The organism is Microbispora sp. ZYX-F-249, from assembly GCF_039649665.1.
In the GTDB taxonomy this organism is placed as follows: domain Bacteria; phylum Actinomycetota; class Actinomycetes; order Streptosporangiales; family Streptosporangiaceae; genus Microbispora; species Microbispora maris.
In genome coordinates, this window is record NZ_JBDJAW010000003.1 from 52407 (window position 1) to 77563 (window position 25157).

General features: G+C 72.3%; 22 protein-coding genes. 7 read left to right on the forward strand and 15 right to left on the reverse strand.

Annotated features, from left to right (window positions below; all coding sequences use genetic code 11):
- Nucleotides 1-138: 138 nt before the first annotated feature.
- From AAH991_RS04745 to AAH991_RS04785, 9 genes are all read right to left on the reverse strand, one after another.
- Complete coding sequence (locus AAH991_RS04745; RefSeq protein WP_346224506.1) at nucleotides 139-798, reverse strand: DUF47 domain-containing protein; 660 nt, start codon at nucleotides 796-798, stop codon at nucleotides 139-141.
- Nucleotides 795-1775, reverse strand: a complete 981-nt coding sequence (locus AAH991_RS04750) for an inorganic phosphate transporter (RefSeq protein ID WP_346224507.1) — start codon at nucleotides 1773-1775, stop codon at nucleotides 795-797. The genes AAH991_RS04745 and AAH991_RS04750 overlap by 4 nt, the downstream gene beginning before the upstream one ends.
- Nucleotides 1775-3637 carry a 3D-(3,5/4)-trihydroxycyclohexane-1,2-dione acylhydrolase (decyclizing) gene (gene iolD, locus AAH991_RS04755; protein ID WP_346224508.1) on the reverse strand — a complete coding sequence of 621 codons (1863 nt, stop codon included), beginning with the start codon at nucleotides 3635-3637 and terminating at the stop codon, nucleotides 1775-1777. Before iolD ends, AAH991_RS04750 begins: the two co-directional genes overlap by 1 nt.
- Nucleotides 3634-4446, reverse strand: a complete 813-nt coding sequence (gene iolB / locus AAH991_RS04760) for a 5-deoxy-glucuronate isomerase (protein WP_346224509.1) — start codon at nucleotides 4444-4446, stop codon at nucleotides 3634-3636. The genes iolD and iolB overlap by 4 nt, the downstream gene beginning before the upstream one ends.
- The gene (locus AAH991_RS04765) at nucleotides 4443-5318 is read right to left on the reverse strand and encodes a Cgl0159 family (beta/alpha)8-fold protein (protein ID WP_346224510.1); all 876 of its coding nucleotides are present in this window, start codon (nucleotides 5316-5318) and stop codon (nucleotides 4443-4445) included. Before AAH991_RS04765 ends, iolB begins: the two co-directional genes overlap by 4 nt.
- Complete coding sequence (gene iolC, locus AAH991_RS04770; RefSeq protein ID WP_346224781.1) at nucleotides 5311-6318, reverse strand: 5-dehydro-2-deoxygluconokinase; 1008 nt, start codon at nucleotides 6316-6318, stop codon at nucleotides 5311-5313. Before iolC ends, AAH991_RS04765 begins: the two co-directional genes overlap by 8 nt.
- A 35-nt stretch (nucleotides 6319-6353) precedes the next feature.
- Nucleotides 6354-7205, reverse strand: coding sequence for a sugar phosphate isomerase/epimerase family protein (locus AAH991_RS04775; protein ID WP_346224511.1), 852 nt, complete (start codon nucleotides 7203-7205; stop codon nucleotides 6354-6356).
- Complete coding sequence (locus AAH991_RS04780; protein WP_346224512.1) at nucleotides 7202-8173, reverse strand: Gfo/Idh/MocA family protein; 972 nt, start codon at nucleotides 8171-8173, stop codon at nucleotides 7202-7204. The genes AAH991_RS04775 and AAH991_RS04780 overlap by 4 nt, the downstream gene beginning before the upstream one ends.
- Nucleotides 8174-8283: 110 nt before the next feature.
- The gene (locus AAH991_RS04785) at nucleotides 8284-9027 is read right to left on the reverse strand and encodes a GntR family transcriptional regulator (protein WP_346224513.1); all 744 of its coding nucleotides are present in this window, start codon (nucleotides 9025-9027) and stop codon (nucleotides 8284-8286) included.
- Nucleotides 9028-9228: 201 nt separating this feature from the next.
- Between AAH991_RS04785 and AAH991_RS04790 the strand changes: the two genes are divergently transcribed.
- Nucleotides 9229-10401: an ABC transporter substrate-binding protein gene (locus tag AAH991_RS04790; RefSeq protein WP_346224514.1), complete on the forward strand. Its 1173-nt coding sequence runs from the start codon at nucleotides 9229-9231 to the stop codon at nucleotides 10399-10401.
- A gap of 55 nt (nucleotides 10402-10456) precedes the next feature.
- Here AAH991_RS04790 and AAH991_RS04795 read toward each other — a convergent pair whose 3' ends face one another.
- Nucleotides 10457-11731, reverse strand: coding sequence for a phytase (locus AAH991_RS04795; protein ID WP_346224515.1), 1275 nt, complete (start codon nucleotides 11729-11731; stop codon nucleotides 10457-10459).
- Nucleotides 11732-11927: 196 nt separating this feature from the next.
- Here AAH991_RS04795 and AAH991_RS04800 point away from each other — a divergent pair, with 196 nt between their 5' ends.
- A complete protein-coding gene (locus AAH991_RS04800; RefSeq protein WP_428833951.1) occupies nucleotides 11928-12386 on the forward strand; it encodes a flavin reductase family protein in 459 nt (152 codons plus the stop codon).
- Here the strand turns inward: AAH991_RS04800 and AAH991_RS04805 are convergent.
- Both AAH991_RS04805 and AAH991_RS04810 read right to left on the reverse strand, forming a co-directional pair.
- A complete protein-coding gene (locus AAH991_RS04805; RefSeq protein WP_346224517.1) occupies nucleotides 12379-14070 on the reverse strand; it encodes a S49 family peptidase in 1692 nt (563 codons plus the stop codon). The two genes, AAH991_RS04800 and AAH991_RS04805, sit on opposite strands and share 8 nt — an antisense overlap.
- A gap of 100 nt (nucleotides 14071-14170) precedes the next feature.
- Nucleotides 14171-15691, reverse strand: a complete 1521-nt coding sequence (locus AAH991_RS04810) for a glycosyl hydrolase family 18 protein (protein ID WP_346224518.1) — start codon at nucleotides 15689-15691, stop codon at nucleotides 14171-14173.
- A gap of 218 nt (nucleotides 15692-15909) precedes the next feature.
- Here AAH991_RS04810 and AAH991_RS04815 point away from each other — a divergent pair, with 218 nt between their 5' ends.
- Nucleotides 15910-17049 (forward strand): sensor histidine kinase, encoded by a 1140-nt coding sequence (locus tag AAH991_RS04815; protein ID WP_346224519.1) that lies wholly within the window; start codon nucleotides 15910-15912, stop codon nucleotides 17047-17049.
- The gene (locus AAH991_RS04820) at nucleotides 17046-17702 is read left to right on the forward strand and encodes a response regulator (RefSeq protein ID WP_346224520.1); all 657 of its coding nucleotides are present in this window, start codon (nucleotides 17046-17048) and stop codon (nucleotides 17700-17702) included. The genes AAH991_RS04815 and AAH991_RS04820 overlap by 4 nt, the downstream gene beginning before the upstream one ends.
- An 18-nt stretch (nucleotides 17703-17720) precedes the next feature.
- Here AAH991_RS04820 and AAH991_RS04825 read toward each other — a convergent pair whose 3' ends face one another.
- Entirely contained in the window at nucleotides 17721-18656 is a 936-nt protein-coding gene (locus tag AAH991_RS04825) for a LysR family transcriptional regulator (protein WP_346224521.1), read from the reverse strand.
- A 134-nt stretch (nucleotides 18657-18790) separates the two neighbouring features.
- On the opposite strand from AAH991_RS04825, the gene AAH991_RS04830 reads away from it, so the two are divergent.
- On the forward strand, nucleotides 18791-20044 hold the full coding sequence (locus AAH991_RS04830; protein WP_346224522.1) for an MFS transporter: 1254 nt from the start codon (nucleotides 18791-18793) through the stop codon (nucleotides 20042-20044).
- Between the two features lie 52 nt (nucleotides 20045-20096).
- Nucleotides 20097-20717, forward strand: a complete 621-nt coding sequence (locus AAH991_RS04835) for a cysteine hydrolase family protein (RefSeq protein WP_346224523.1) — start codon at nucleotides 20097-20099, stop codon at nucleotides 20715-20717.
- 19 nt (nucleotides 20718-20736) lie between these two features.
- On the opposite strand, the gene AAH991_RS04840 is transcribed toward AAH991_RS04835, so the two are convergent.
- Nucleotides 20737-21435 (reverse strand): DUF2306 domain-containing protein, encoded by a 699-nt coding sequence (locus AAH991_RS04840; protein WP_346224524.1) that lies wholly within the window; start codon nucleotides 21433-21435, stop codon nucleotides 20737-20739.
- Between the two features lie 163 nt (nucleotides 21436-21598).
- Here AAH991_RS04840 and AAH991_RS04845 point away from each other — a divergent pair, with 163 nt between their 5' ends.
- Nucleotides 21599-22582 (forward strand): NAD(P)-dependent alcohol dehydrogenase, encoded by a 984-nt coding sequence (locus AAH991_RS04845; RefSeq protein WP_346224525.1) that lies wholly within the window; start codon nucleotides 21599-21601, stop codon nucleotides 22580-22582.
- Between the two features lie 303 nt (nucleotides 22583-22885).
- Here the strand turns inward: AAH991_RS04845 and glgB are convergent, their stop codons facing one another.
- Entirely contained in the window at nucleotides 22886-25114 is a 2229-nt protein-coding gene (gene glgB / locus AAH991_RS04850) for a 1,4-alpha-glucan branching protein GlgB (protein ID WP_346224526.1), read from the reverse strand.
- Nucleotides 25115-25157: the final 43 nt, after the last annotated feature.

Below are 25157 nucleotides of genomic sequence, written 5' to 3' on the forward strand. Positions count from 1 at the left end.
GGGGTTACTTCCTTCGAGGTCGGGGACCGCCGGGGTGCGGGGCCCCGCTTTCTGCGTCGCGGGGACGTCGGGAAGGGGCGGGGAATCGGGTGTGCGGGCCGGGGACGCGGAAACGGGTTCCGCCGGGTGGGACGCGGCTCAGTGGCTGCGTTTGAGCATGGCGTCGGCGAGCGCGTCGGCGGCTTCACCGAGCCGCCGGCCCACCGCGTCGAGGCGGGCCAGCAACTCGCGCTCGCGCAGCGTCTCCATCCGCAGCGGGCCGCTGAAGAGTTCGGCGAGCCGGGCCTGGCAGAGCTGTCGCAGACGGTTGCAGCACTTGCGGGTGGCGAGCACGGCGACGGTCACCGAGCCGGGGTCGTCGAGCATCTTCAGCACGGCGGCGTCCAGCTCGGCCAGGCCGTCGGTGACCGCCTGCAGCGGCTCGACCGCGAAGCCGAGGTCCTCCGGCCCGAACAGGTCGGTCTCGCGTACGTAGTCGCGCAGGTGGTCGAGGACGTCGTCGATGGACCGGGAGAGCCGGAACAGGTCCTCTCTGTCGATCGGGGTGGCGAGCACCCGGAGCAGGGTCTCCACGAGCTCGGCCCGGGCCGCGTCCCCCTCGTGCTCCACCTCGGCCATCCGGGCCCGCGCGGCCGGCCGGTCCGTCTCGCCGGTGGCCGTGGCGCGGGCGAGCCCGGCGCCGTCCCGCGCGACGGCGATCTGCCCGCGGACCAGGTCGACCACGCGCCGTGCCGACCGCCCCCGCAGGTCGTCCCAGGCGCGCGCGAACCGGCGGCCGCGCCCGCGTGCGCCGGTCACGCCAGCCTGAGCGTCAGCCCCGCGAGGCAGCCCAGCACCAGCGACGACGGCAGTGTGACCAGCCACGCCGTTCCCATGTTCACCACTGCCTGCCATCGCACCCTCCGTGCTCCTTCGCTCGCCGCCACGCCGACGACGCCGGCCGTTATGGACTGGGTCATGCTCACCGGGCTGCCGAGGGCCGAGCTGCCGAGCACGGCGCCGGTTGCCGCCGTCTCCGCCGAGACGACGTGCAGCGGCCGGGTGATGACCAGGCCGCGGCCGAGCCGGGCGCCTACCCGGGGGAGGCCCGCCAGCGCCCCGGCGAGGAAGAGCGCCGCGAGGACCGCCATCCACACCGGCGGGACGTCGACAGGGCCGACCCCGCCGAGTCCGCCGCGGCCCACGCCGATCGCCACGCTCGCGACCGCGATCATCTTCTGGCCGTCGTTCACCGCGTACGCCAGGCACTGGGCCGCGTACGCCAGCAGGTGGGCGGCGCCCACGAGCCGGGACATCCGCTGGTAGGACGGCACCCGGCGGGACGCCGTCCCGAGCAGGTAGCCGAGGACCAGCCCGGCCAGCGGCGCTCCGGCCCCGACCGCCAGGACGGCTGCCACCCCCCGCCACGCCACCGGCAGCCCCGCGCCGAGCCCGGCGCCGGTGATACCGCCGATCACGGCGAGCGTGAGGCTCGTGGGCAGGCCGCGGCCGGTCAGGACCGCGACCACCGTCACGGCCACCGCCACTCCGGCCAGAAAGGCCGCCGCCCCCTGCCCGGTGTCCAGCCCGGCCAGCCGTTCGGTGAACGTCCGCGCGACCGTGACGCCCAGCACGTACGGCCCGGCGAACAGGGCCGCGGTGAGCAGGACGGCGGCCGTCCAGCCCGGTGAGCGGGGGAAGCGCAGCCCGAGCCCGATCAGGGTCGCCCCGTCGTTGGCCCCGCTGATCAACGTGAAGAGCACGGCCGCCGCGGCGAACGCGAGCGTCCACCCCATCAGAGGTAGGGCCGCTGGTCACGCTTGGCCTCGTCGTAGCGTTCGCGCGCGGCGCGCGCCTCGGCGAGCCCGGACACCTCGGCCACCGGCACGTCCCACCACGCCTCGGCGCCCGGCGCGGGGCCGGGGACCGTCTCGACGTAGACCACGGTCGTACGGGGGGACGCGACGGCCTTGGCGAGCGCGCCCCGCAGGGTCTGCGGATCGGCCGCCGTGAGCACGTCGGCGCCGAGGCTGGCCGCGTTGGCGGCGAGGTCCACCGGCAGCCGCTCTCCGTCGAGCCGCCCGTCAGGGCCGCGCCTCCGGTAGGCGGTGCCGAGCCGCAGCGCGCCGACCGACTCGCTCAGCGCGCCGATCGAGGCGAAGCCCTGGTTGTCCACCAGCACGATGACGAGCTTGACGCCCTCCTGCACGGCGGTGGCGATCTCCTGGGACATCATCAGGTAGGACCCGTCACCGACCAGCACGAACACCTCGCGCTCCGGGGCGGCGAGCTTCACCCCCAGGCCCCCGGCGATCTCGTAGCCCATGCAGGAGTAGCCGTACTCGACGTGATACTGCCCGGGGCCGGAGGCGCGCCAGAGCCGGTGCAGGTCGCCCGGCATCGACCCGGCCGCGTTGACCACCACGCCGCCCGCGGCGACCTCGTTGAGGACGCCCAGCACCACCGGCTGGGTCAGCTCGGTCCCGCCGTAGAACCGGTCGGTCTCGGCCTGCCACGTGGCGGCCAGCTCGGTCGCCCGGCTCGTCCAGCCGGGGTCGGCCCGCCAGTCCACGCGGTCAAGAGCCGTGTCCAGTGACTTCAGCGCCTCGCGGGCGTCGGCGACGAGCATCTCGGCGGCGTGCTTGGCCGCGTCGAACGCCGCCACGTTGACGTTCAGGAACCGGGCCTGCGCGAACAGCGTCCGGGAGGCGGTGGTGAAGTCGGTGTACCTGGTCCCGATCCCGATGACCAGGTCGGCCTCGCGGGCCAGCGCGTCGGCGGCCGGGGTCCCGGTGTGCCCGATCGCGCCCACCGCGCACGGATGGTCGTACGGCAACGCGCCCTTGCCTGCCTGGGTCTCGGCCACCGGCACGCCGTGCCGTTCGGCGAATCGGGCCAGCTCGGCGCAGGCGCCGCTGTACTTGACCCCGCCCCCGGCGACGATCAGCGGGCGGCGCGAGCCGCGCAGCAGCTCGGCGGCCCTGGCCAGGGCGGCGGGTTCGGGGACCGGCCGGGCCACGTGCCAGACCCTGCGCGCGAACAGCTCCTCGGGCCAGTCGTACGCCTCGGCCTGCACGTCCTGTGGCAGCGCCAGCGTCACCGCGCCGGTCTCGGCGGGGTCGGTGAGCACCCGCATGGCCCCGAGCAGCGCCGCCGGCAGCTGCTCGGGCCGGTTGACCCGGTCCCAGAAACGGCTGACGGGCTTGAGGCAGTCGTTGACGCTGACGTCGTACGACCGGGGGTCCTCCAGCTCCTGCAGCACCGGCGAGGCGACCCGGGTGGCGAACAGGTCGCCGGGCAGCAGCAGCACCGGCAGCCGGTTGATCGTGGCCAGAGCGGCCCCGGTGACCATGTTGGTCGCGCCCGGCCCGATCGAGCTGGTGCAGGCGAGCGTGGACAGCCGATCGGACTGCCGGGCGTAGCCGACGGCCGTGTGCACCATCGCCTGCTCGTTGCGGGCCAGGTAGTAGGGCAGCGGGTCGTGGATGCCCGCGCCCTGCTCGGCCAGGGCCTGGCCGACGCCGGCGACGTTGCCGTGCCCGAAGATGCCTGCGCACCCCGCGATAAGCCGGTGCTCCACGCCGTCACGCTCGGTCCACTGCCGCGAGAGGAAGCGCACCAGCGCCTGCGCCACCGTAAGCCTCGTCGTGTTCCTCATGACGCACCTCCCAGCCGGGGATCGACGGGCTGATCGGCCCACGAGTCGCGGATCCACGCGTGCCTCGGATCGTCGGAGAAGGCCATGGACCGCTTGTCCGCCGGGCCAGCGAGGACGTTCAGGTAGTAGAGGTCGTAGCCGGGCGCGGCCATCGACGGGCCGTGGTAGCCGTGCGGGACGAGCACCACGTCGCCCGCCGACACCTCGGCCAGCGTCTCGTGGGTGCCGTACACCCGCTGGTAGCCGGGGCCGCCCTCGAAGTAGTAGATCTCCTCCAGCACCGCCTCGTGCTCCGACGGCGTGTCGTGTTTGTGCGGCGGATAGGACGACCAGTTGCCGCCCGGTGTGATCACCTCGACCGCCATCAGCTTGTCGCAGTCGAACGCCTCGGGGGAGCAGAAGTTGTCGACCCGCCGGGTCGCCTGCCCCGCGCCCCTGATCTCCACCGGCACGGCGTCGGCCGGGCCGTATCTGATGGGGAAGCGGCGGGTGGCCCGGGCGGCAGGGAGCGCGATCCTGCCCCTGCCGGTGATCGTGACCCGGGCGTCGATCGGCAGGTACGCGAAGTCGGTCGGCCCGGAGAACACCGAGGGGCGTCCGGTGAGCGACAGCCGCAGGCCGTCGGCGACGACGTCGCACGCGCCCGCCAGCGGCAGGACGAGCATCTCCTCCTCGCCGGTGGACAGCTCTACCGGCCGGTCCGTCAGGTCCACGACCCGCAGCCCGGCGTACGTCCAGCCCGCGGCCTCGGGAGTGATCACGACGTCCCAGGGGCCGGAGGCGGCCGTGCCGTGGGGAATGTAGGTCATGTGGTCTCCAGCAGGTTGACCGCGGCGTCCACGGCCGCCACGACGTCGTCGTCCGGTGGATAGAGCAGCGCCCGACCGGCGACCAGGCCGCGCACGCCCGGCAGGCGCAGGGCCTTGCTCCAGGAGTCCCAGATCTCGTCGGAACCGGGCTCGCCGCCGAGCAGCAGCACGGGCAGCGTCGTGGCATCCAGGACGCGTTCCATGTCCTCGGTCACCGGGAGCTTGAGCCAGGTGTGGGCGGAGGTCGCCCCCAGCCCCTGGCCGACGCTGATGGCGCGGATCATCGCCTCAGGCGACAGGTCGTGCCGCACCACGCCCCCGACGCGCCGGGACCAGAACGGCTCGATCATCGCCATCAGGCCGTGCCGCGCGAGCTGGGTGACGGCCTGCCCGCAGCTCGCCAGCGTGGCGGCGGTGGCGTGGTCCTCCACCCCGATACGGCAGAGCATCTTGCCGCCGTCGAAGCCCATCGCCGCGAGCGAGTCGGCGTCGTAGGCGGTGAAGCGGTCGTCGAACTCGAACGCCGCGCCCTGGACGCCGCCCCGGTTCATCGAACCGATCACGATCTTGTCGTCGAGGGCGCCGAGCAGCAGCAGGTCCTCCACGATGTCGGGGGTGGCGAGCAGCCCGTCCACGCCGGGCCGGGCCAGGGCGGTCGTCAGCCGGTCGAGCAGGCTGATCCTGCTCTCCATCGCCATCGGGCGTCCGGCCACGCCGAGCGCGCCCCGGGCCGGGTGGTCGGCCGCGATGATCAGCAGTCGGCCGCGCCCGCTCAGCAACGGCCTGCGCCTGCGGACCGCGGCCGCCTGGACCACCCGCTCCGGGTGCCAGGCCCGGTCGTCCAGCAGGCGGTGGTAGTCCTCCTCACGCATGCCTGGCGTCCCCCCTTCCTGCTCGCCCATGAGGGACGTCCTCCTGGATGAGGTTCCCCGGGTCGGGGGAAAGCCCCCGCGCGGAACCCCGTGTCACGACGGTCTCGATCTCGCGGAGGGTCGGCATCGCCGGAGCGCAGGCCAGCCGGCCGGCGACGATCGCGCCCGCGGCGTTGGCGAACCGCAGCGTCCGCTCCAGGGGCCAGCCCGCGAGCAGCGCGTGGCACAGCGCTCCGCCGAAGGCGTCCCCGGCGCCCAGCCCGTTGACGACCTCGACGTCGACGGGCGGCACCACCGCCGTCTCGCCGGCCGTCATGCCCAGCACCCCGGCCGATCCCTGCTTGACGATCGCGAGTTCGGCCCCGGCGTCGAGCAGGGCCCGGCCGGCTGCCTCGGGATCGCGCAGGCCGGTGGCCACCTCGGCCTCGTCGAGGTTGCCGACCGCGACCGTCACGTGTTCGAGCGCCTCGCGCACATGCCGCCGGGCCGTACGCGGGTCGGGCCAGAACATCGGCCGGTAGTCGAGGTCGAGCACGGTGTGCGGGGCGCGTCCCCGGGCCTTCAGCGCCGTCAGGTGCGCGCCGCGCGACGGCTCGTCCGAGAGGCCGGTGACGGTCGTCCACAGCAGCGCGGCGCCGGTGATGGCGGCCAGGTCGAGCTCGGCGGGGAGGATCTCCAGGTCGGGCGCCTTGGGCCAGCGGTAGAAGAACAGGGGGAAGTCCTCCGGCGGCCGGATCTCGCAGAACGTCACGGGGGTCGGCAGGCCGGGCACCGCGGTGACGTAGCGGTCGTCCACGCCGTACTCGCGCAGCGCGTCGTGCACGAACCACCCGAACGGGTCCGCGCCGGTGCGGGTGATCACGGCGCTGCGGCGGCCCAGGCGGGCGGCGGCCACGGCCACGTTGGTCGGGCTGCCGCCCAGGTATTTGCCGAAGGTCGTGACCTGCCGCAGGGAGACCCCGACCTCCAGCGGGTAGAGGTCGACCCCGACCCGCCCCATGGTCAGCACCTCAGGCGCCGCCGCATCGGTGCCGGTCACGCGTCCTCCGGGGAGGCCAGGCCCGTGAGGTAGGCCAGGCTCGCGCGCACGTCCTCCACGGGATCGGCGTCGGCCGACGTGAGGATCACGTCCTGCTCCATGACATACCAGCCGCTGTACCCCGCGGCCGTCAGGCCGGAGACGATGCCCGCCACGTCCACGTCGCCGCGGCCGAGCGGACGGTACATCCCGGCCCGCACCGCCTCGGTGTAGGTGAGCTCGCCCGCCCTGACCCGCCGGGCGAGGGCCGCATCGACGTCTTTGAGATGCGCGTGGGCGATGCGCTCGGGGGCCTTCCTGACGACGTCCAGCGGGTCGGCGCCGCCCGCCAGCAGGTGCCCGGTGTCCAGGCAGAGCGAGACGGCCGCGCCCTCGAGGACCCGCTCCACCTCCTCCCCGGTCTCGACCATGGTGCCCACGTGGGGGTGCAGGGTGACCAGGTGGGAGATCTCCCGGTCGATCCGGTCGAGGTTGGACAGCAGCGTCCGCCAGCCCTCGTCGTCCAGGGCGGGGCGTCCGTCGTAGCCGTCCACCCCGGTCGCGGCGGCCAGCACGACCACCGCGTCCGCCTCCAAGGCGGCCACCGTGTCCCGCAGGGCGGGCAGCGGGTCGTGCGCCGGGTCGTGCAGGACGACCGGGACGAAACCGCCGACGGCGCGCAGGCCGTAGCCGTCGAGCAGGGCGGCGCGGCGGTCCGGCTCCGGCGGCAGGAACCCGTCCGGGCCCAGCTCGGTCGCGGTCAGCCCGAGCGCGGCCATCTCGGCCAGCACGCGCTCAGGGGCGAGCTGGTGGCCCCAGCCGGGCACCTCGCAGACACCCCAGGAGATGGGGGCGGCGGCGATCCTCACTTGGTCACCTCCACGACGCGGACGGGACGGTCGGTCCGGCGGGACAGGTCCGCGGCCTCGGCCACGTACAGCGCGGCCAGGGCGTCGCGGACCGAGCAGGGGCTCTCCCGCTCGCCCCGCGCCGCCTCCAGGAAGGCGGTCATCTCCGTGACGTACGCCTGCTCGAACCTGGCCTGGAAGTCCGGCCAGGGGTCGCCGTCCGGCGTGAAGCCCTCGGCCGAGCGCAGCGGGGTGCGCCCGCCGAGCCCCGCGGCCCAGGCGCCGCGGGTGCCGGCGAGTTCCATCCGCACGTCGTAGCCCGCGCCGTTGTAACGCGAGCCCTGCAGCGTGGCCAGCGTGCCGTCGTCCATCGTCAGAATCGCGGCGCTGGTGTCCACGTCGCCCGCCTCGGCGAAGAAATCCTCGCCGCGGTTGGCGCCGGCCGCGTAGACGGTGTCCACCTCGCGCCCCGTGACCCAGCGCAGGATGTCGAAGTCGTGGATGTGACAGTCGCGGAAGATGCCGCCGGACAAGGGGATGTAGCCGGCGGGGGGAGGCGCGGGATCGGCGGTGACCAGGTGGACGCGGTGCAGCACGCCCAGGTCTCCGGAGCGCAGCGCGTCGCGGGCGGCCAGGTACCCCGCGTCGAAGCGGCGCTGGAAGCCGATGTGCACGACGGCGCCGGTGCGCTCGACGGTCTCGGCGACCCGCAGTGTCTCCTCCACCGTGGGCGCGGCCGGCTTCTCACAGAACACCGGGACGCCCAGCTCGCAGGCGTTTTCGATGGCCTGCGCGTGGGTGGACGTCGGGGTCGCGATCACCACCGCGTCCGTGTCGAAGGGATCGCCGACCGTCGCGGAAAGCCGGGCCGCCACCTCCTCCGTCCGGCTCCGGTCCACGTCGGAGACCACCAGCTCGTCCACGAGACCGGCAAGGGTGGCGGCATGGAAGACGCCTATACGGCCAAGGCCCAGTAAACCCACACGCATGTGTCAGCTCCTCGTCCAGGGGCCTCCAGTTCTAGATGAGCGGAAGGTAAATTTCAAGACTTTGTCCTGACATACGGATGAACTATCATCCCGAGCAAGGAAAGTGTGACTCAGCGCTCCACGAGGGTGACCTCGAGGGAGTAATGCGAAGCGCGGTACACGTGTGACCCGTGCTCGACCGCCCGGCCCTGGTCGTCGTAGGTCGTGCGGACCATCGTGAGCAGCGGGCAGCCGCGCCGCTCCTCCAGTAGCCGGGCCTCCGCCGGGGTGGCGGCGCGGGCGCCGATCCGCTGGTGGGCCACCCGCATCCGGATGCCGGTCTGGCGCAGCATCTCGTACAGGCCGCGCTCCTGCAGGGACTCGGCGGTGAGCGGGGCCAGCCCGACCGGCAGCCAGTTGTGCAACAGGGCGAGCGGCTCTCCCATGGCGAACCTGATCCGCTCCAGCCGCAGCACCTCCGTTCCCGGTTCGAGCCCCAGAGTCGCGGCGACCTCCTCGTCGGCCGGTACGGTGTCCAGGGACAGTACCCGGGTCTCCGGCTCCTGCCCGGCCCTGCGGAGGTCGTCGTACAGGCTGGTGAGTTCGACCGCGCGCTTCACCTGGCCGTGCACGACCTGGGTGCCGACGCCGCGTTTGCGGACGACCAGGCCCTTGTCCACGAGGAACTGGATCGCCTGGCGGATGGTGGGGCGGGAGAGGCCGAGTTGCTCGGCGAGCTGGATCTCGTTGTCCAGCCGGGAGCCGGGGGGCAGCTTGCCGGCCTGGATGGCCTCCGTGATCCGCTCGGCCACCTGGAAGTAGAGGGGCACGGGGCTCGACCTGTCGAGGTCGATGTCCAATTTGGTGACTGTCACGACTCGACGGTAGCTGACATCAGAATGTCTTGACCAATGCCGCCGCGGCCCGATCGACGGAAGATGTCCAGTTCGCAACGGAGGTCATTATGTCTTGACAAACTATTCACGTGACGTTCATCGTGGAGCACACCGCGGCGCCGGATCGGGGCTCTGGGCGGCGCCCGACGACCCCCGAGAGGCAAGAGGAGTGACGCCACCTTGAGGCGTACCCGGAAGATCGTTCCCCTGGCACTGCTCGCGCTCGCCGTCGCCGCCTGCGCGCCCTCCACCGGCCCGGACGCGCCGTCCTCCGCGACGCGCGCCGAGCAGCCGCTGCCCGGCCCCTCGATCGACGCGTCCCTCGACCTGGACGCGCTGGTCGCCGCCGCGAAGAAGGAGGGCGGCCTGCTCGTCTACGACTCCAGCGGCGACATCGAAGAGGTGGCCAAGGCCTTCACCGCCAAGTACGGCATCCCCATGGAGGGGGTGAAGTCCGACACTCCGCAGACCGCCGAGAAGATGACGCGGGAGCACGCGGCCGGCAACGTCACCATCGACGCGGCCATGTACGAGGACGGCGGGGTGCTGGTCGGCCAGCTCATCCCGCAGGGCGTCGCCCAGACGTGGGTGCCCGCCGACCTGAAGGACCAGATCCCGGCCGAGAACCAGAACCCGCTGCTCGCGCTGTCGAAGGCCACGGTCTTCGCGTACAACACCAAGCTCTCGCCCGGCGGATGCCCGATCAAGAACGTGTGGGACCTGACCGAGCCGCAGTGGGCGGGCAAGCTCGTCATGCAGGACCCGCTCGGCAAGCCTACGGTGCTGTCGTTCTTCACCCAGCTCGACGCGCACGGCAACCAGGCGCTGGAGCAGGCCTACCAGGCGAAGTACGGCAAGCCGCTGCAGACCGAGGAGAAGAGCGCCGCCTACGAGTGGGTCAAGCGCATCTCGGCCAACAAGCCCGTGCTGACCGGCTCCGACGAGGACATCTCGGCCGCGGTGGGCGCGCCGAACGCCACCGACAAGAAGATCGGCTTCATGTCGATCTCGAAGTTCCGCAACAACGAGGACAAGGGATACGCGCAGGCGACCTGCGAGGGGATGACGCCGTTCGTCGGCTTCAGCTACCCCAAGTACGTCGCGATCGCCGCCAAGAGCAAGCACCCCAACGCGGCCAAGCTGTACGTCCACTTCATCATGACCGAGGAGGGCGTGAAGCACGAGATCGGCGAGGGCGGCGTCTCCGGCAACAGCACGGTGAAGCCGCTGGTCACCCCGGAGGGCCTGAGCGACTGGAAGGGACAGCTCTTCCACACCGACCCCGCCGGGCTGCTGGGCGACCTGCGCAACCGGCAGACGGTCTCGGACTTCTGGCGCGTCAACCACGGTTGACCCGGTGAACGGAAAGGCCCCCGGGAACACCCGGGGGCCTTCTGATGTGCCCGCGTCAGTCGCGCGGGTCCCAGCCGTCGGTGTCCACGTCGAGGTCGAGCTTGTCCGCGATGTCGTCCCACTTCGTGAACTTGAAGTTCGTGATCTCCCGGTCGGGCTCGGCGGGGGTGTTCTCCCCGTCGTGCGCGACGAACAGGCCTTCGTCGAAGTCGCCGAGCGGGACGTTCAGCACAGTCGAGCCGTCGCTGTGCTCGACGCCGTCGCGGCCGTTCTTCTCGCTCACGCGGAATTGGCCGAGGTAGGAGTTGGACCCCTCCCTGCGGTAGACGGCGAAGGTGCTGTCGCCCTGGCTGGAGGCCAGCAGGTAGCCCTTGCCGTCCTCGCGGTAGTAGATCGTCAGGCCCTCGGCGTCCGCCGCCAGATGTCTGCCGCCGTAGCCGGGGTCGGCGCCGGGCGTGCACTCGTCGGTCGCGGCGTCGTACGTGCCGGGCACGCCGAACTCCTTGGTCTTGTCCACCAGCACCGGCGTGCCGGTGAGGTCGGCCCGGATCCGCCAGATGCCGACGTCCTCCTGGGCGGCGTAGAGGACGTCCTTCTCCTGGTCCACGACCATGCCCTCGACCTGCGGCTGCACTCCGGGCTCGTCGCACGGGGCCCAGGTCTGGCCGTTGGGCAGGGCGAACGACGCGGGCAGGTCGAGCGTCCTGACCAACTGGTAGCCGATCTTCCCGCCCGGCTTGGGCAGCAGCCTCACCAGCCCGACCGAGGTCCGGTGCCGCCGGCTGACCAGCGCGTACGTCCCGGTGGAGTCCGTCCACGTGGCCAGGCCGTACGCCGTCTCCTTGTCGTTGACCTGCTCCTGGGTGGAGTTGAAGACGAACGGCGCGGCCGGGTCGGTCACGTCGGTGAGCCGCCCGTGGGAGATGGCGTAGATCCTGAGCTGGTCGCGGCCCCGGTCGGAGACCACAGCGAGGTCCCGGCCGCCGAAACCGTAGGCCACGTCGACGTTGTTGAACCTGCCGACCTCGTCGTCGGGGCCCGGCGCCGCGGGCGCGGGCAGGTGCTGGACCTGCCGTCCGTCGAGATCGTAGACGAAGAGCCCGGCCTCTTTGGCGGTGCCGATGACCACGCTGTCGTCCGAGTCGTGGGGGTCCACCCAGATGGCGGGGTCGTCGCCGTTGGCGTTGCCGCCGGCCTCGTCGTCGTACAGGGCGGGGGTCTCCACCTGCGGGTACACGGTGGCGACGCCCTGGCTCGACGCGGGGACCGCCGCCCCGCCTATCAGGGAGATCGTCAGGGTGGCAAGGAACAGCCCGGACAGGGGACGCATCGCGCCTCCTCGGTTGGGGGATGATGTCGCCTTGACCGTAATGACGAATTAACGCTTATGCAATAGGTCATTCTTATGTCAGGACATAAGCACAGATGGGAGATCGGTTGCGTGTTCCCGGACTCGGTGGCACAGTCGCACGCCGGAGGGGAAGGAGCCGCGCGTGGGACCTGCGCAGGGACTGTTCACCGAGGCCATGGGCCAGGTGGCCGCCGGCGTGGCGGTGCTGACGGTCAAGGACGACCGGGACGACCTCGGCACGACGGTCACGACCCTGATGTCGGTGTCGCTCGACCCGCCGCTCGTGCTGGTCAGCCTCGACTCGGCCGGATACCTCGCCGAGGTGCTGCTGCGCCGGGACCGCTGGGCCGCGAGCGTGCTGGCGGACGGCCAGCAGGCGGTCGCCTCCCGGTTCGCCGCCGCCGGGCGGCCCAGCGCCCGGCTCCTGCTGGCCGGGGTCGCCCACCATCGCGGCGCGCACAGTGAGGCGCTGGTCGTGGAGCGCGGGGTGGCGGCGATCGAGGCCGAGACGACGCAGGTCGTCCCGGCCGGTGATCACACGCTGTTCGTCGGGGAGGTCCTCGGCGTCGGCTACGTCGACGCCTCCAAGTCCCCGCTCGTACGGCTCCGCTCGCGCTACCGCGCGATCACCTGATCGTCCAGTGGCCCGGCAGCACCAGGGGGCCGTACGCCGGAAGGCCGAGCTGCCCGGCCATCCGCGCCAGCGGTCCCCACGCCTCGAGACGCACCCGGGCGAGCGCGGCCGACCTGTCCTCGCTGGACTCCGGCGGGCGCAGCCGCTCCAGGGGGTGCATGCGCGGATAGGTCCGTACGGGGGCGTCGTCGGCGAGCCCGGCCCTGCGGCGGGCCAGGGCGAGGGCGTCCTCGAGGCCGCCGAGCTCGTCGGCGAGGCCGGCCGCCTTGGCGTCGGCGCCGGTCCACACGCGGCCCCTGGCCAGCTCGTGGGCACGCTCCCTGGTGAGGCCGCGGCCCTGTGCCACCTTCCCCACGAAGTCGTCGTAGATGCGGTCGAGCCAGGCGTTCACCCGCTCCCACTGGGTCTCGGAGAACGCGGTGGACGGCGAGAACATCCCGGCGTTGGCGCCCTCGGCGACCGTTTCGGTCACCACGCCGAGCTTGCCGAGCAGTTCGCCCACGACGGGCTTGCCGCCGAACACGCCGATCGAACCGGTCAGCGTGCCCGGCTGGGCCACGATCACGTCGGCGGCCATCGACACGAAGTAGCCGCCGGAGGCCGCCAGGTCGCCCATCGACACGATGACCGGCTTGCCCGCCTCGCGCGCCAGCACGACCTCGCGCCAGATCGCGTCGGAGGCGACGTACGACCCGCCGGGGCTGTCCACGCGGAACACGATGGCCTTGACCTTCTCGTCCCGCCGGGCCGAGCGCAGGGCGGCGCAGATGGTGTCGGAGCCCATGGCGCCCCCGCCGCCGAGGGGCGAGCGGCCGCTGCGGCCGAGGCGGATCATGCCGTTGCCGTGGACCAGGGCGACCGTGTCGGCCCCCGGGTGGGGGAGCTTGCCGGACAGCGTGCTCTTGGCGTACCGCGACACGTAGAGCAGGTGCGCGCCGTCCTCGACGGTCTCGCCGTAGACCTCGTCGCGATACTTCAGCCCGTCCACCAGCCCGGCCTCGACGGCCTCCGCCCCGATGAACGGGCCCTGGTCGATCAGCTCGCGCACACGCTTCGGATCGAGGCCGCGCGCGTCGGCGATGCCGGCGACCACCTGCTCGGTGATCGACTCGGCGATGCGCCCGGCCGACTCGCGGTGGGCGTCGGTCATGTGGTTCTGGGTGAACGTGTTGGCCGCGGTCTTGTACTCGTGCCGCTGGCCGATCTGATACTCCACCCCGGCCTTGGCGAGCGCGTCGCGCAGGAACCGCTGCTCCAGCGCCACCCCGGTCAGGCCGACGTCGCCGGAGGGCTGGAGGTAGACCCGCTCGAAGGCGCTGGCCAGGTAGTAGGGGACGGTGCCCGCGCCGAACTCGCCGAACGTCTCGGCGAACGCGACGGTCCGCTTGCCCGCGGCGCGCAGCTTGACCACGGCGGTGCGCAGCTCCTGCACCATGCCGAGACCGAGGGGATAGCCGCCGATCTTGACGATCAGCGCGGTGACACGGGGGTCCTTGCGGGCGCGGCGCAGGCCCGACAGCACGTCGGTGAGGCGCGCCTTGCGCATGGACAGCAGGGCGGAGACAGGGTCGGCGGGCGGGCCTTCCGACAGTCCCTCGGTCAGGTCCAGCTCCAACACGAGCGGCGCGGTACGCCGCTGCCGCAGCTTGCCCACCGTCTCAACGATCGTCCTCGTCGCGTCCATAAATGCCACCATAAGCGACGGTTTCGCCGGGATGGCCGGATGATATTGCCCATGCGACGGCCCCCGCGCGGTGTGCGCGGGGGCCGCCGGACCAGCCGGACTACTTGAGGCCGTTGGACATCGAGGTGATCAGCTCGCCGTTGGCGGTGTCACCGCTGAACTCCCAGAAGAAGGCCCCGCCGAGACCCTGGTTCTTGGCGTAGGTCATCTTTCCGCCGATGGTGGCGGGGGTGTCGTAGCTCCACCAGTTCGAGCCGCACTTGGCGTAGGCCGTGCCGGCGACGGTGCCGGTGGCCGGGCAGCTGTTCTTGAGGACCTTGTAGTCCTCGATGCCCGCCTCGTACGTGCCGGGCGCCGCACCGGTGGCGGTGCCGCCGGGAGCGGCCTGGGTGACGCCGGTCCAGCCGCGGCCGTAGAAGCCGATGCCCAGCAGGAGCTTGCTCGCCGGCACGCCCTTGCTCTTGAGCTTCTGGATGGCCGCGTCGGAGTAGAACCCGGCGGTGGGGATGCCGGAGTAGGAGGTGAGCGCCGAGTGCGGGGCCGTCGGGCCCTGCGCGGCCCAGGCGCCGAAGTAGTCGTAGGTCATCACGTTGTACCAGTCGACGTACTGGGCGGCGCCGCCGTAGTCGGCGGCGTCGATCTTGCCGCCGTTCGTGCCGTCCGCGGTGATCGCGGCGGTGACGAGGTAGTTGGAGCCGAACTTGGCCCGCAGGGCCGCCATAAGGTTCTTGAACGCCGCCGCACCGCTGGAGTCACAGCTCAGGCCGCAGGCGTTCGGGTACTCCCAGTCGATGTCGATGCCGTCGAACACGTCGGCCCAGCGCGGGTCCTTCAGCAGGTTGTAGCAGGAGTTGGCGAAGGCGGCGGGGTTGGCGGCCGCCTGGCCGAACCCGCCGGACCAGGTCCAGCCGCCGAAGGAGTAGAGCACCTTGATGTGCGGATACTGCGCCTTCAGCTTCCGCAACTGGTTGAACGCGCCGCGCAGGGCGCCGTTGTCCCAGGTGTCGGCCTTGCCGTCCACGCTGTTGGCCGCCGTGTAGGCCATGTCGTAGTCGGCGTAGGAGTCGCCGATCGCGCACTGGCCGTTGGTCACGTTGCCGAAGGCGTAGTTGATGTGGGTGAGCTTGGCGGCCGAGCCGCTGGTCACGATGTTCTTCACGAAGTACTGGCGGCCGTACACGCCCCAGTCGGCGAAGTAGCCGAGCACCTTCTTGCCCCCGGGCGGCGGGGGCGTCGGGCTCGTGGTGGGCGACGCGGACGGGGACGCGGAAGGCGATGCCGAGGGCGATGCGGACGGTGATGCGGAGGGCGACGCGGAGGGCGACGTGCTCGGGCTGGCCGAGGGGGAACTGCCCGACAGGAGCCTCCACAACGCCGGGACGTTCGGCGGCTCCCAGCCGGTCAGGGACGTATGTGCCTGGATGGCCTCGTAGTCCTTGCCGGAGTACGTGACCCGGGCGCCCACGGCGTACCAGGTGTTGGGGGCCCAGGCCGTGTACGCCAGGACGGCGGACTGGCTCTGGGGGACGGCGGCGGGGGCCGCGGCGGAGGCGGTCCCGATCGCGAGCGGCGCGAGGAGCGCGGCACCGGCGATCACGGACCCGAGGAGGATCTTGCGCAACGGAGCTCCTGCTCTTGGGGGGTAAAGGACAGGAAAGTTTCCTATTAATTTGCGAGCGTAAGCATTCCGCGCCGGATGGTCAACGCCCTTCCGGCTTCCTAAACGTCGCTTAAGCCTTCGCTAAGGTCACCGGCCGTACGCCGGTCCCGGTGCGAAGGCGACACAGGAGTCTCCGTCCTGGCCGTTTCCCGCCGGCCCGGCTTCCGTACGATGAAGCCGTGCCCGGCCTCATCCGCTCCGTGTGGTGCGAGCCCCGTCCCCCCGATCCGCCCCGGCGCGTATGGCGCGACTGGGTGCTCGCCGGGGTGCTCGCGCCCCTCGCGGTGCTCGAAGGGGTGCTGCGGCCGGACCTCCCGATGCGGCCGTTCGCGGTGGTCGTCACCGTCGGGCTGGTGCCGACCCTGCTGTGGCGGCGGACCCGGCCCCTGGCGATGTTCACGCTCTGCTTCGTCGCCACGAGTGTGATCCCGATCCTCGTCGGCGGCACGACGCTCGACATGTACACGCTGGGATACATGCTGATCCTGCCGTACGCGGTGTTCCGGTGGGGATCGGGCAGGGAGATCGTGATCGCCCTGGGGATCATGCTCCCCGCCGCCGGTCTGTCCGTGCTCGTCGACCACGCCGGTCTCCCCGACGTGGTCGGGCCGTTCGCCGTCATGCTCGCGACCACCAGCCTGGGCGGCGCGTTCCGGTACCGCGCCGGGGTGCGGATGCGCGAGCTGGACCAGGTCAAGCTGCTGATGCGCGAGCAGCTCGCCCGCGACCTGCACGACACGGTCGCGCACCACGTCTCCGCGATGGCCATCCGCGCGCAGGCGGGGCTCGCCACGTCGGCGACGCGCCCGGACGCCGCGGCCGAGGCCCTCCGCGTGATCGAGGCCGAGGCGGCGCGGGCCCTGGACGAGATGCGTGCCATCGTCCGCGTCCTGCGCCGGGATCAGCCGGCGGAGCTGACACCCGGCCGGCGCATCACCGACATCCAACTCCTCGCGAGCCGGGGCGGCTCCCATCATCCGGCGGTCGAGGTGGAGATCTCCGGTGACCTGGACGGCCTGCCCCCGTCGGTCGAGTCCGCGGTCTACCGCATCGCCCAGGAGTCGGTGACCAACGCCCTGCGGCACGCGCGGCACGCCACCCGGGTCGAGGTGCGCGTCGCCGCCGACGACGCGGCGGTCCGCCTGCGCGTACGCGACGACGGCGACGGCGGCCCCGCGCGTACGGAGGAGCCGGGATACGGGATCGTCGGCATGAGCGAGCGCGCGAACCTGCTGGGCGGCACGTGCGTGGCCGGCCCGGACCGCGATCGGGGGTGGACCGTGACCGCGGTGCTCCCCCGGGACGGGGCCGCCACATGAGCATCCGCGTGCTGGTCGCCGACGACCAGGAGATCGTGCGCACCGGCCTCGCGATGATCCTCGACGCTCAATCGGACATCGAGGTGGTCGCCACGGCCGCCGACGGGCGGCGGGCCGTCGAGCTCGCCCGGCGCCTGCGTCCCGACGTGTGCCTGTTCGACATCCGCATGCCCGGCGTCGACGGGATCGAGGCGACCAGGTCCCTCGCCGGGCCGGACGTCGCCGATCCCCTCGCCGTCGTCGTCATCACCACGTTCGACCTCGACGAGTACGTCTACGCCGCCCTGAAGGCCGGTGCCCGGGGCTTCCTGCTCAAGAACGCCGGCGCCGAGATGCTCTCCCAGGCCGTCCACGCCGCCGCCGAAGGCGACGCGCTCATCGCCCCGAGCGTCACCGCCCGGCTGCTCGGGACCTTCGCCCGCACCGGTCCCGCCTCGTCCCTCCCGCAGCCCGTCGAGGCGCTCACCTACCGGGAGGAGGAGATTCTCGCCGCCGTGGCACGCGGCCGGACCAACGGCGAGATCTCCGCCGAGCTGCACATCTCGCTCAGCACGGTCAAGACCCACATCGCCAGCCTGATGGCCAAGCTCGGCGCCCGCAACCGCGTGGAGATCGCCATCTGGGCCCACCAGACCGGCCGCGTCAGGAGCTGACCGGGGTTCCGGCGGCGCTCAGCGCCGGACCGCCCAGCCCGGCGCCCAGGTTCCGGCCGCGTCGAGGCCGGTCGCCGCGGCGGCGAGGTGGGCGCGGAGGGTGGCCAGCGCGGGGTGGGGGTTGTCGCGGTGCCACAGGAGCGAGTGCGGGTAGACGGGCGTGGGAGCGGTCACCGGGATGCGCCGCAGGCCGTGGCCCGCGGGCCAGACGAGGCGGGTGTTCCCGCCCATGAAGGTGGCCAGGGCCGGGGTGTCGGCGACGGTGTCGAGGAGCGCGTCGGAGCCGAAGTTGGGGCCGGTCGCCTCGATGGTGAGGCCGAACTCGGCGACGAGGTCGTCGTAGTAGGCCGCCCACTCGCTGCCGGGGACGATGCCGGGCATCCAGACCCGGTGCCCGGCCAGCTGGGCGATGGTCACCGACCGGGCGCCCGCCAGCGCGTGGGCGGGACCGGTGAGGAGCTGGAGCGGCTCGTCGAGCACCCGGACGGACGCGATGTCCTCGGGAAGCGGACGGCCGGGCATGGCGACGGCGCGGAAGGACGCGTCGATCGCGCCGGATCGGATGGCGGCGACGGCCCGCTCGATGTCGAGCAGCATCACCACGTCGAGCTCGATCTCGGGGTGCACGCGATGGAAGCCGCGCATCAGGCCCGACCCCGCGCCACGCGAGCTGAGCACGTCGACGCGCAGCGGACGACTGCCCGCGCGCACGGACGCCACGGCCCGGTCGGCGGCGCGCAGCAGCTCCCGGGCGTGGGGCAGGAACGCCTGCCCGTCGATGGTGAGTTCGGCGCCGCGCGGCGTGCGGAGGAACAGCCGTACGCCGAGGTCGCGCTCCAGCGCGGCGATGCGTTTGGAGACGGCCTGCTGTGTGACCGCCAGCTCGGCGGCGGCCTCCTGGAACTGCCCCGCGTCGGCGGCGGCGACGAACGTCCGGACGGTGTCGAGGTCCATGCGGACACCCTATGGATACAACCGTTCGTTGTGGCTGAGTGGCCTTCTGGTTGTTTGATCTCCGGTCATGGTGCTCGATTTGATGTCTCCGATCGCGGATCGGTTGTGCAGGTGAGTGGCGAGGGGCGTCGGACATGCGGAACGGGCACCGGTTGGGGCGGCGGTTCGGGTGGCTCTGGGCGGCGTACGGAACCAGCGCGCTCGGCACCTGGCTCGCCTTCGGCGCGTTCCCGCTGATCGCGGTCCGGGTGTTGCACGCCGGGCCGGCGGAGGTCGCGGCGCTGTCCTCGGTGGGGGCCGCGGTGGGCGCGGCCGTGGTGGTGCCGCTCGGCCCGTGGGTGGAGTTCCGCCGCAAGCGGCCGGTGCTGATCGGGATGGATTCGGTGCGGTGCGCGGCGCTGCTGACGATCCCCGCCGCGTTCGCGCTCGGCGTGCTCTCCTTCGTGCAGCTCCTGCTGGTCTCCGTGGTCGTCGCGGCGGCCGACATCGGCTTCCGCGCCGCCTCCGGCGCGTACCTGAAGACGCTGGTGCCGGCCGAGCACCTGCTCGTCGCCAACGCCCGGTTCGAGTCCACGTCCTGGACGACCACGATCATCGGGCCGCCGCTGGGCGGCGCCGCGATCGGGCTCCTCGGCCCGGTGGCGACGGTTGTGGCCGACGCGGTCAGCTACCTGCTCTCGGCCCTGGGCATCCGCGCGACGGGCGGCCCGGAGCCGCGCCCCGAGCGCCGGGAGGCCGCGCGCATGCGGGCCGGGGACCTGCTGGACGGCTGGCGGTACATCCTCGCCGACGCGACGCTGCGCCCGCTGTTCCTCAACACCGCCGTGTTCAACGGCCTGGTGATGGCCGCCGACGCGCTGCTGGCCGTCCTGATGCTCGGCCGGCTCGGGTTCGAGCCGTGGCAGTACGGCCTCGCCTTCGCCGCGCCCTCCGTCGGCGGGCTGCTCGGTTCGCGGCTGGCCCGGCCGCTCGTCACCCGGTTCGGGCAGCACCGGGTCCTGGTCGTGTCCGGGGCGCTGCGCGCGCTCTGGCTCGTCGGCCTGGCCTTCGTGGGGCCGGGCACCGGAGGGCTCCTGCTGGTGATGGGCGTCGAGCTCGGGCTCATCTTCTGCTGCGGGGTCTTCAACCCCGTCTGCGCCACCTACCGCCTCGAGCGCACCGCGACCGACCGGATCGCCCGCACGTTGTCCGCCTGGACGGTGACGACCAAGGCCTCGACCGCGCTGCTGACGGCCGTCTGGGGTGTGCTGGGCGGCCTGCTCGGCCCGCGTACGGCCATCGGCCTGGCCGGTGTGCTCCTGCTGGCGACCCCGCTGCTGCTCCCCCGGCGTGCCGTGCCCCTCGCCGAGCCCCTCGCCGAGACGGAGCCCGCACCAGGCCGCGCCTGACGGGCCGCCACGGCCGTCACTGACCCCGATCCTCATCACCCAAGGAGAGAAGATGACCGTCACGACTCCGGCGCTGGACCCCCGGATGACCGCGCTGCTCGTCATGGACTACCAGCAGGCGATCCTGGCCTCGCTCCCCGAGTCGGAGTCATTGCTGTCACGGGTGGCCGGTGCCATCGCCGGCATGCGCGCGCACGGCGCCACCGTCGCCCACGTGCGAGTCGGCTTCACCGAGGCCGATTGGGCGGCGATCCCACCGGCCAACAAGGCCTTCTCCTTCGTCGGCCGGCAGCGCCTCATGCACCACGCGGATCCCGCCACAGCCGTCGACCCTCGACTCGCTCCCGAGCCGGGTGACATCACCGTCCGCAAGACCCGCTACGGCGCGTTCTCCACGACGGACCTGGACCGGCGACTGCGCGATCGCGGGATCAGCACACTGGTCGTCGCCGGCATCACCACCAGCGGCGTCGTGCTGTCCACCGTCACCGACGCCGCCGATCGCGACTACCGGCTCTACGTCCTGTCGGACGGCGTCGCCGACCCGGACCCGCACGTCCATCAGGCCCTGATGACCGGTGTCTTCCCGAGACTGGCCCACGTCATCGACACCGCCCGGCTGCGCTCGCTCCTGCACGACGGCCACCGCGCCGAGAGCGAGCCCGCGGGCTGAGACCTCACTCACGGCTGCTTCACTCTCCGGGACGGGGCCGGGACTTTGGGGCCCTGCGGATGGCCCATTCGGCGACGGCGAGGTTGATCACCCACCCGGCGCCCATCAGCAGCGCCCGGGGGAGCGGGCCGGGTTCGCCGGCCAGCGCCATCCACGGCCCGACCGTCAGCAACTGCGTGCCCGCGCCCATGCCGATCGCGTAGCCCCGGGTCATCCAGGCCCGGTGACCGGTGACGTCCCGCCGCCGGATGGCCGCGAAGCCGAGGACGAGGGAAACGATCATCAAGGTGCCGAACGCGAGCCGCAGGCCCACGAGGAGGGCGCTGTCGTTCTGCAGTGGGGGATAGAACAGCGTCATCCACAGACCCGAGAACGCGCTGACGAGCCCGGCCGGAACCACGAGCCGTCCGGCGGCGCGGTGCCAGGCGGGCCTGCGGCGGCGCAACCCGTGGGCGAACTGGAGGGCCCCCAGGAGGCTGAAGAGGGTGACGGCCACGATGTGCGCGACGACGGGCGCGGGCGTCGCGAAATACCGGGCGCTGTCCTGCGTGACCGGCCCGCCGCCGGTCAGCTGCCCCAGCCGGGTGGCGCCGGCGATCACGGGCACGGTGCTGAGCGCGATCAGCGCGGCGGGCACGAGCCATCCCGTCCTGCGGTTCCTGCCCGACGAGCCGCTCCGCGCGGGTGTGGGCCGTTCCGTCGATATTCCTTCGGTCATGACTCCGATGGTGATCCGCGGGGCCGGTGCGGCTCATCGGCGAATCGGCCGGATTCGCGCCGCCCGATCGGCTGCCGATCGGGCGTACTTTCGGCTGATACGCCCTGCGCGCGGCGCTTCCTACGCTGAAGCTCCCCACCGCCGAAGCGACGAGGAGAAAGCGATGAAGGCCTTCGTCTTACGCTCGTACGGCCCGCCCGACGTCCTGGAGCTCACCGACGTCGCCACACCCGTGCCCGGTCCCGGCGAGGTGCTGGTCCGGGTGCGCGCCACCTCCGTCCAGCCGTACGACTGGCACCACATGAGAGGCGAGCCGTACGTCGCGCGCCTGATGGGCGGCACGCTCGGCCCGTGCCGGCCGCGGATCGGCATCCTGGGCGCCGACGTGGCCGGACAGGTCGAGGCGGCCGGCGCGGGCGTCACCGGGTTCCGTCCCGGCGACGAGGTGTTCGCGCTGCTCACGCAGGGCGGCTTCGCCGAGTACGTGTGCGTGCCGGAGAGCGCGCTGGCCCGCAAACCGGAGAACCTGTCGTTCGAGCAGGCGGCCGCCGTGCCGATGGCGGCCGTCACCGCGCTGATCGCGCTCGATCAGGGACGGGTCCGGGCGGGGAGCGCCGTCCTCGTGAACGGGGCCTCGGGCGGCGTGGGAACCTTCGCCGTGCAGCTCGCCAAGGCGTTCGGCGCCGAGGTCACCGGCGTGTGCAGCGGCCGGAACGCGGATCTGGTGCGGTCGCTCGGCGCGGACGAGGTCGTCGACTACACGAAGGAGGACTTCACCCGGCGCGGGCGGCGCCACGACGTGCTGCTCGACATCGCGGGCACCCGCGGGCCGCGGGCCTGCGCGCGAGCGCTGAAGCCCCGGGGGACGCACCTCGTCGTCGGCGGGCCCGCCGGACGGTGGCTGCAGCCGGTCGGCCACATCGCCGCGACGCTCGCGGCGTCGCCGTTCGTGTCCCAGCGCGTGGTCGTGACCCAGGTGGCCTACGGCGAGAAGGTCAGGGGCGACCTGATGCGGCTGACCGACCTCATCGAGGACGGCGAGGTCACCCCGGTGATCGACCGCGTCTATCCGTTCGACGAGATCCCGGCGGCCGTCGAGTACGTGGAACAGGGGCACGCCCGCGGAAAGGTCGTCATCGCACTCTGACCGGCCGCACTCCGACCGGCCGCACTCTGACCGGCCGCACTCCGATCAGCGGCACCGTGACCCGCCCCGTCCGCATCGCCGAAGGGCCGCGGGAAAGCGGGGACAGGGCGTCGGCGGTGGCCAGGCTTCGGCCGTCACGCGCAGCCGGTCGGCCAGGTCGCGCAGGACCATCGGCCAGGTCGCGCAGGACCGGGATCGCACACCGGCACCGCGGGTTCGGACCGAGTTCGCCCGGGGCGGTCACTTCCCCGCCCCGGAGGCGCCCGACCGGGGCCCGCGCCGCGGACCCCCGGTCGTAAGAGCTCAGGATTCGGCGATCGGGCCCTCGGGCTCGGCCTCCGCCGGTTCCTCCGCCTCGGCGCGCTCGTCCATCTCCGGGCTCACGGCCGTGGGGCTCTCCACCGGCCGCAGCCACACGACGCCGAGCGGCGGCACGCGCAGCCGGGCCGAGCAGGGCAGCCCGTGCCGCGGCACCTCGACCGACTCGACCGCGCCCATGTTGCCGACACCGCTGCCGGCGTACTCGTACGCGTCGGTGTTGAGGACCTCCTCCCACCGGCCGGGGGTCGGCAGGCCGAGGTGGTAGTCCTCGTGCGGGGCGCCGGAGAAGTTGGCGACGCAGGCGATCACCGAGCCGTCCGCGCCGTACCGCAGGAACGACAGCACGTTGCCCGAGGCGTCGTCGGCGTCGATCCAGCGGAAGCCCTCATGGGTGGTGTCGCGGGAGTACAACGCCGGCGACTCGCGGTAGACGCGGTTGAGGTCCCGCACCAGGCGGCGTACGCCCTGGTGGAAGTCGAAGTCGAGCACCCACCAGTCGAGGCCGCCCGCCTCCGACCACTCGGCCCCCTGACCGAACTCGCCGCCCATGAACAGCAGTTGCTTGCCGGGGTGGGCCCACATGAAGCCGTACAACGCCCGCAGGTTGGCGAAGCGCTGCCACTCGTCGCCGGGCATCTTGCCCAGCAGCGACCCCTTGAGGTGGACGACCTCGTCGTGCGAGAGCGGCAGCACGAAGTTCTCCGAGAAGGCGTACATCAGGGAGAACGTCATCTGGTGGTGGTGATACTGCCGGTAGACCGGCTCGCGGGACATGTAGCTGAGCGTGTCGTGCATCCAGCCCATGTTCCACTTGAAGCCGAAGCCGAGCCCGCCGAGGTACGCCGGTCGCGACACGCCGGGCCACGCGGTCGACTCCTCCGCGATCGTCACGATTCCCGGCTCCTCGCGGTAGACGACCGCGTTCATCTCCTTGAGGAACTCGATCGCGTCGAGGTTCTCCCTGCCGCCGTACTCGTTGGGCGTCCACTCGCCCTCGCGGCGGGAGTAGTCGAGGTAGAGCATCGAGGCCACCGCGTCCACCCGCAGGCCGTCGACGTGGAACTCCTTGAGCCAGTAGAGCGCGTTGGCGACCAGGAAGTTGCGCACCTCGTTGCGGCCGAAGTCGAAGACGTACGTGCCCCAGTCGGGGTGGGTGCCGCGGGCGGGGTCGGCGTGCTCGTAGAGCGGCGTGCCGTCGAAGCGGGCCAGCGCCCACTCGTCCATCGGGAAGTGCGCGGGAACCCAGTCCACGATCACGCCGATGCCGGCCCGGTGGAGCTCGTCCACGAGGTGGCGGAAGTCGTCGGGGGAGCCGAACCGCGACGTCGGGGCGTAGTAGGACGTCACCTGGTAGCCCCACGAGCCGCCGAACGGATGCTCGGCGACCGGCAGGAACTCCACGTGCGTGAACCCCATGTCCTTGACGTACTCGACCAGCTCGCGGGCGAGGTCGCGGTAGGACAGGCCGGGCCGCCACGAGCCGAGGTGCACCTCGTAGGTGCTCATCGGCTCGGCGAGGGCGTCACGTGCCGCCCGGGCGGTCATCCACTCCTGATCGCGCCACTCGTACGCGGACCTCTCCACGATGCTGGCGGTCGCCGGCGGGATCTCGGTGCGGCGGGCCATCGGGTCGGCCTTCTCCCGCCAGATGCCGTCGAGGCCGAGGATCTGGAACTTGTACCGCGTGCCCTCGCCGATCTCCGGGAGGAACAGCTCCCACACCCCCGTCCGGCCGAGGGAGCGCATCGGGTGGGCGGCGCCGTTCCAGTGGTTGAAGTCGCCGATCACCCGCACGCCCTGCGCGTTCGGCGCCCACACCGAGAAGGCCGTGCCGTCCACGTCCTCGTGGCGCATCACCCGCGCCCCGAGCACCTCCCACAGCCGTTCGTGCCGTCCCTCACCGATCAGGTGCAGGTCGAGCTCGCCCAGCGTCGGCCAGTGCCGGTACGGATCGTCCGTCTCGTACGGCGGGGCGTCGGGGTAGGTGATGCGCAGGCGGTAGTCCGGGATCTTGTCGACGCCGGGCAGCGTCACCTCGAAGACCCCGAAGGCGACGTGGCCCATCTCGTGCGCCGAGCCGTCGGCCAGCACCTCGACCTTCTCCGCGAACGGGCGCAGGGCCCTGATCGTGACGCCGTCGGGCCCGGGATGGGCCCCCAATATGGAGTGGGGGTCGTGGTGCGCGCCCCCCGCCAGCCGGTCCAAATCCATGTCGCCAACCTGCCCTAGATGTTTCCCTCCGAACACCCTGATC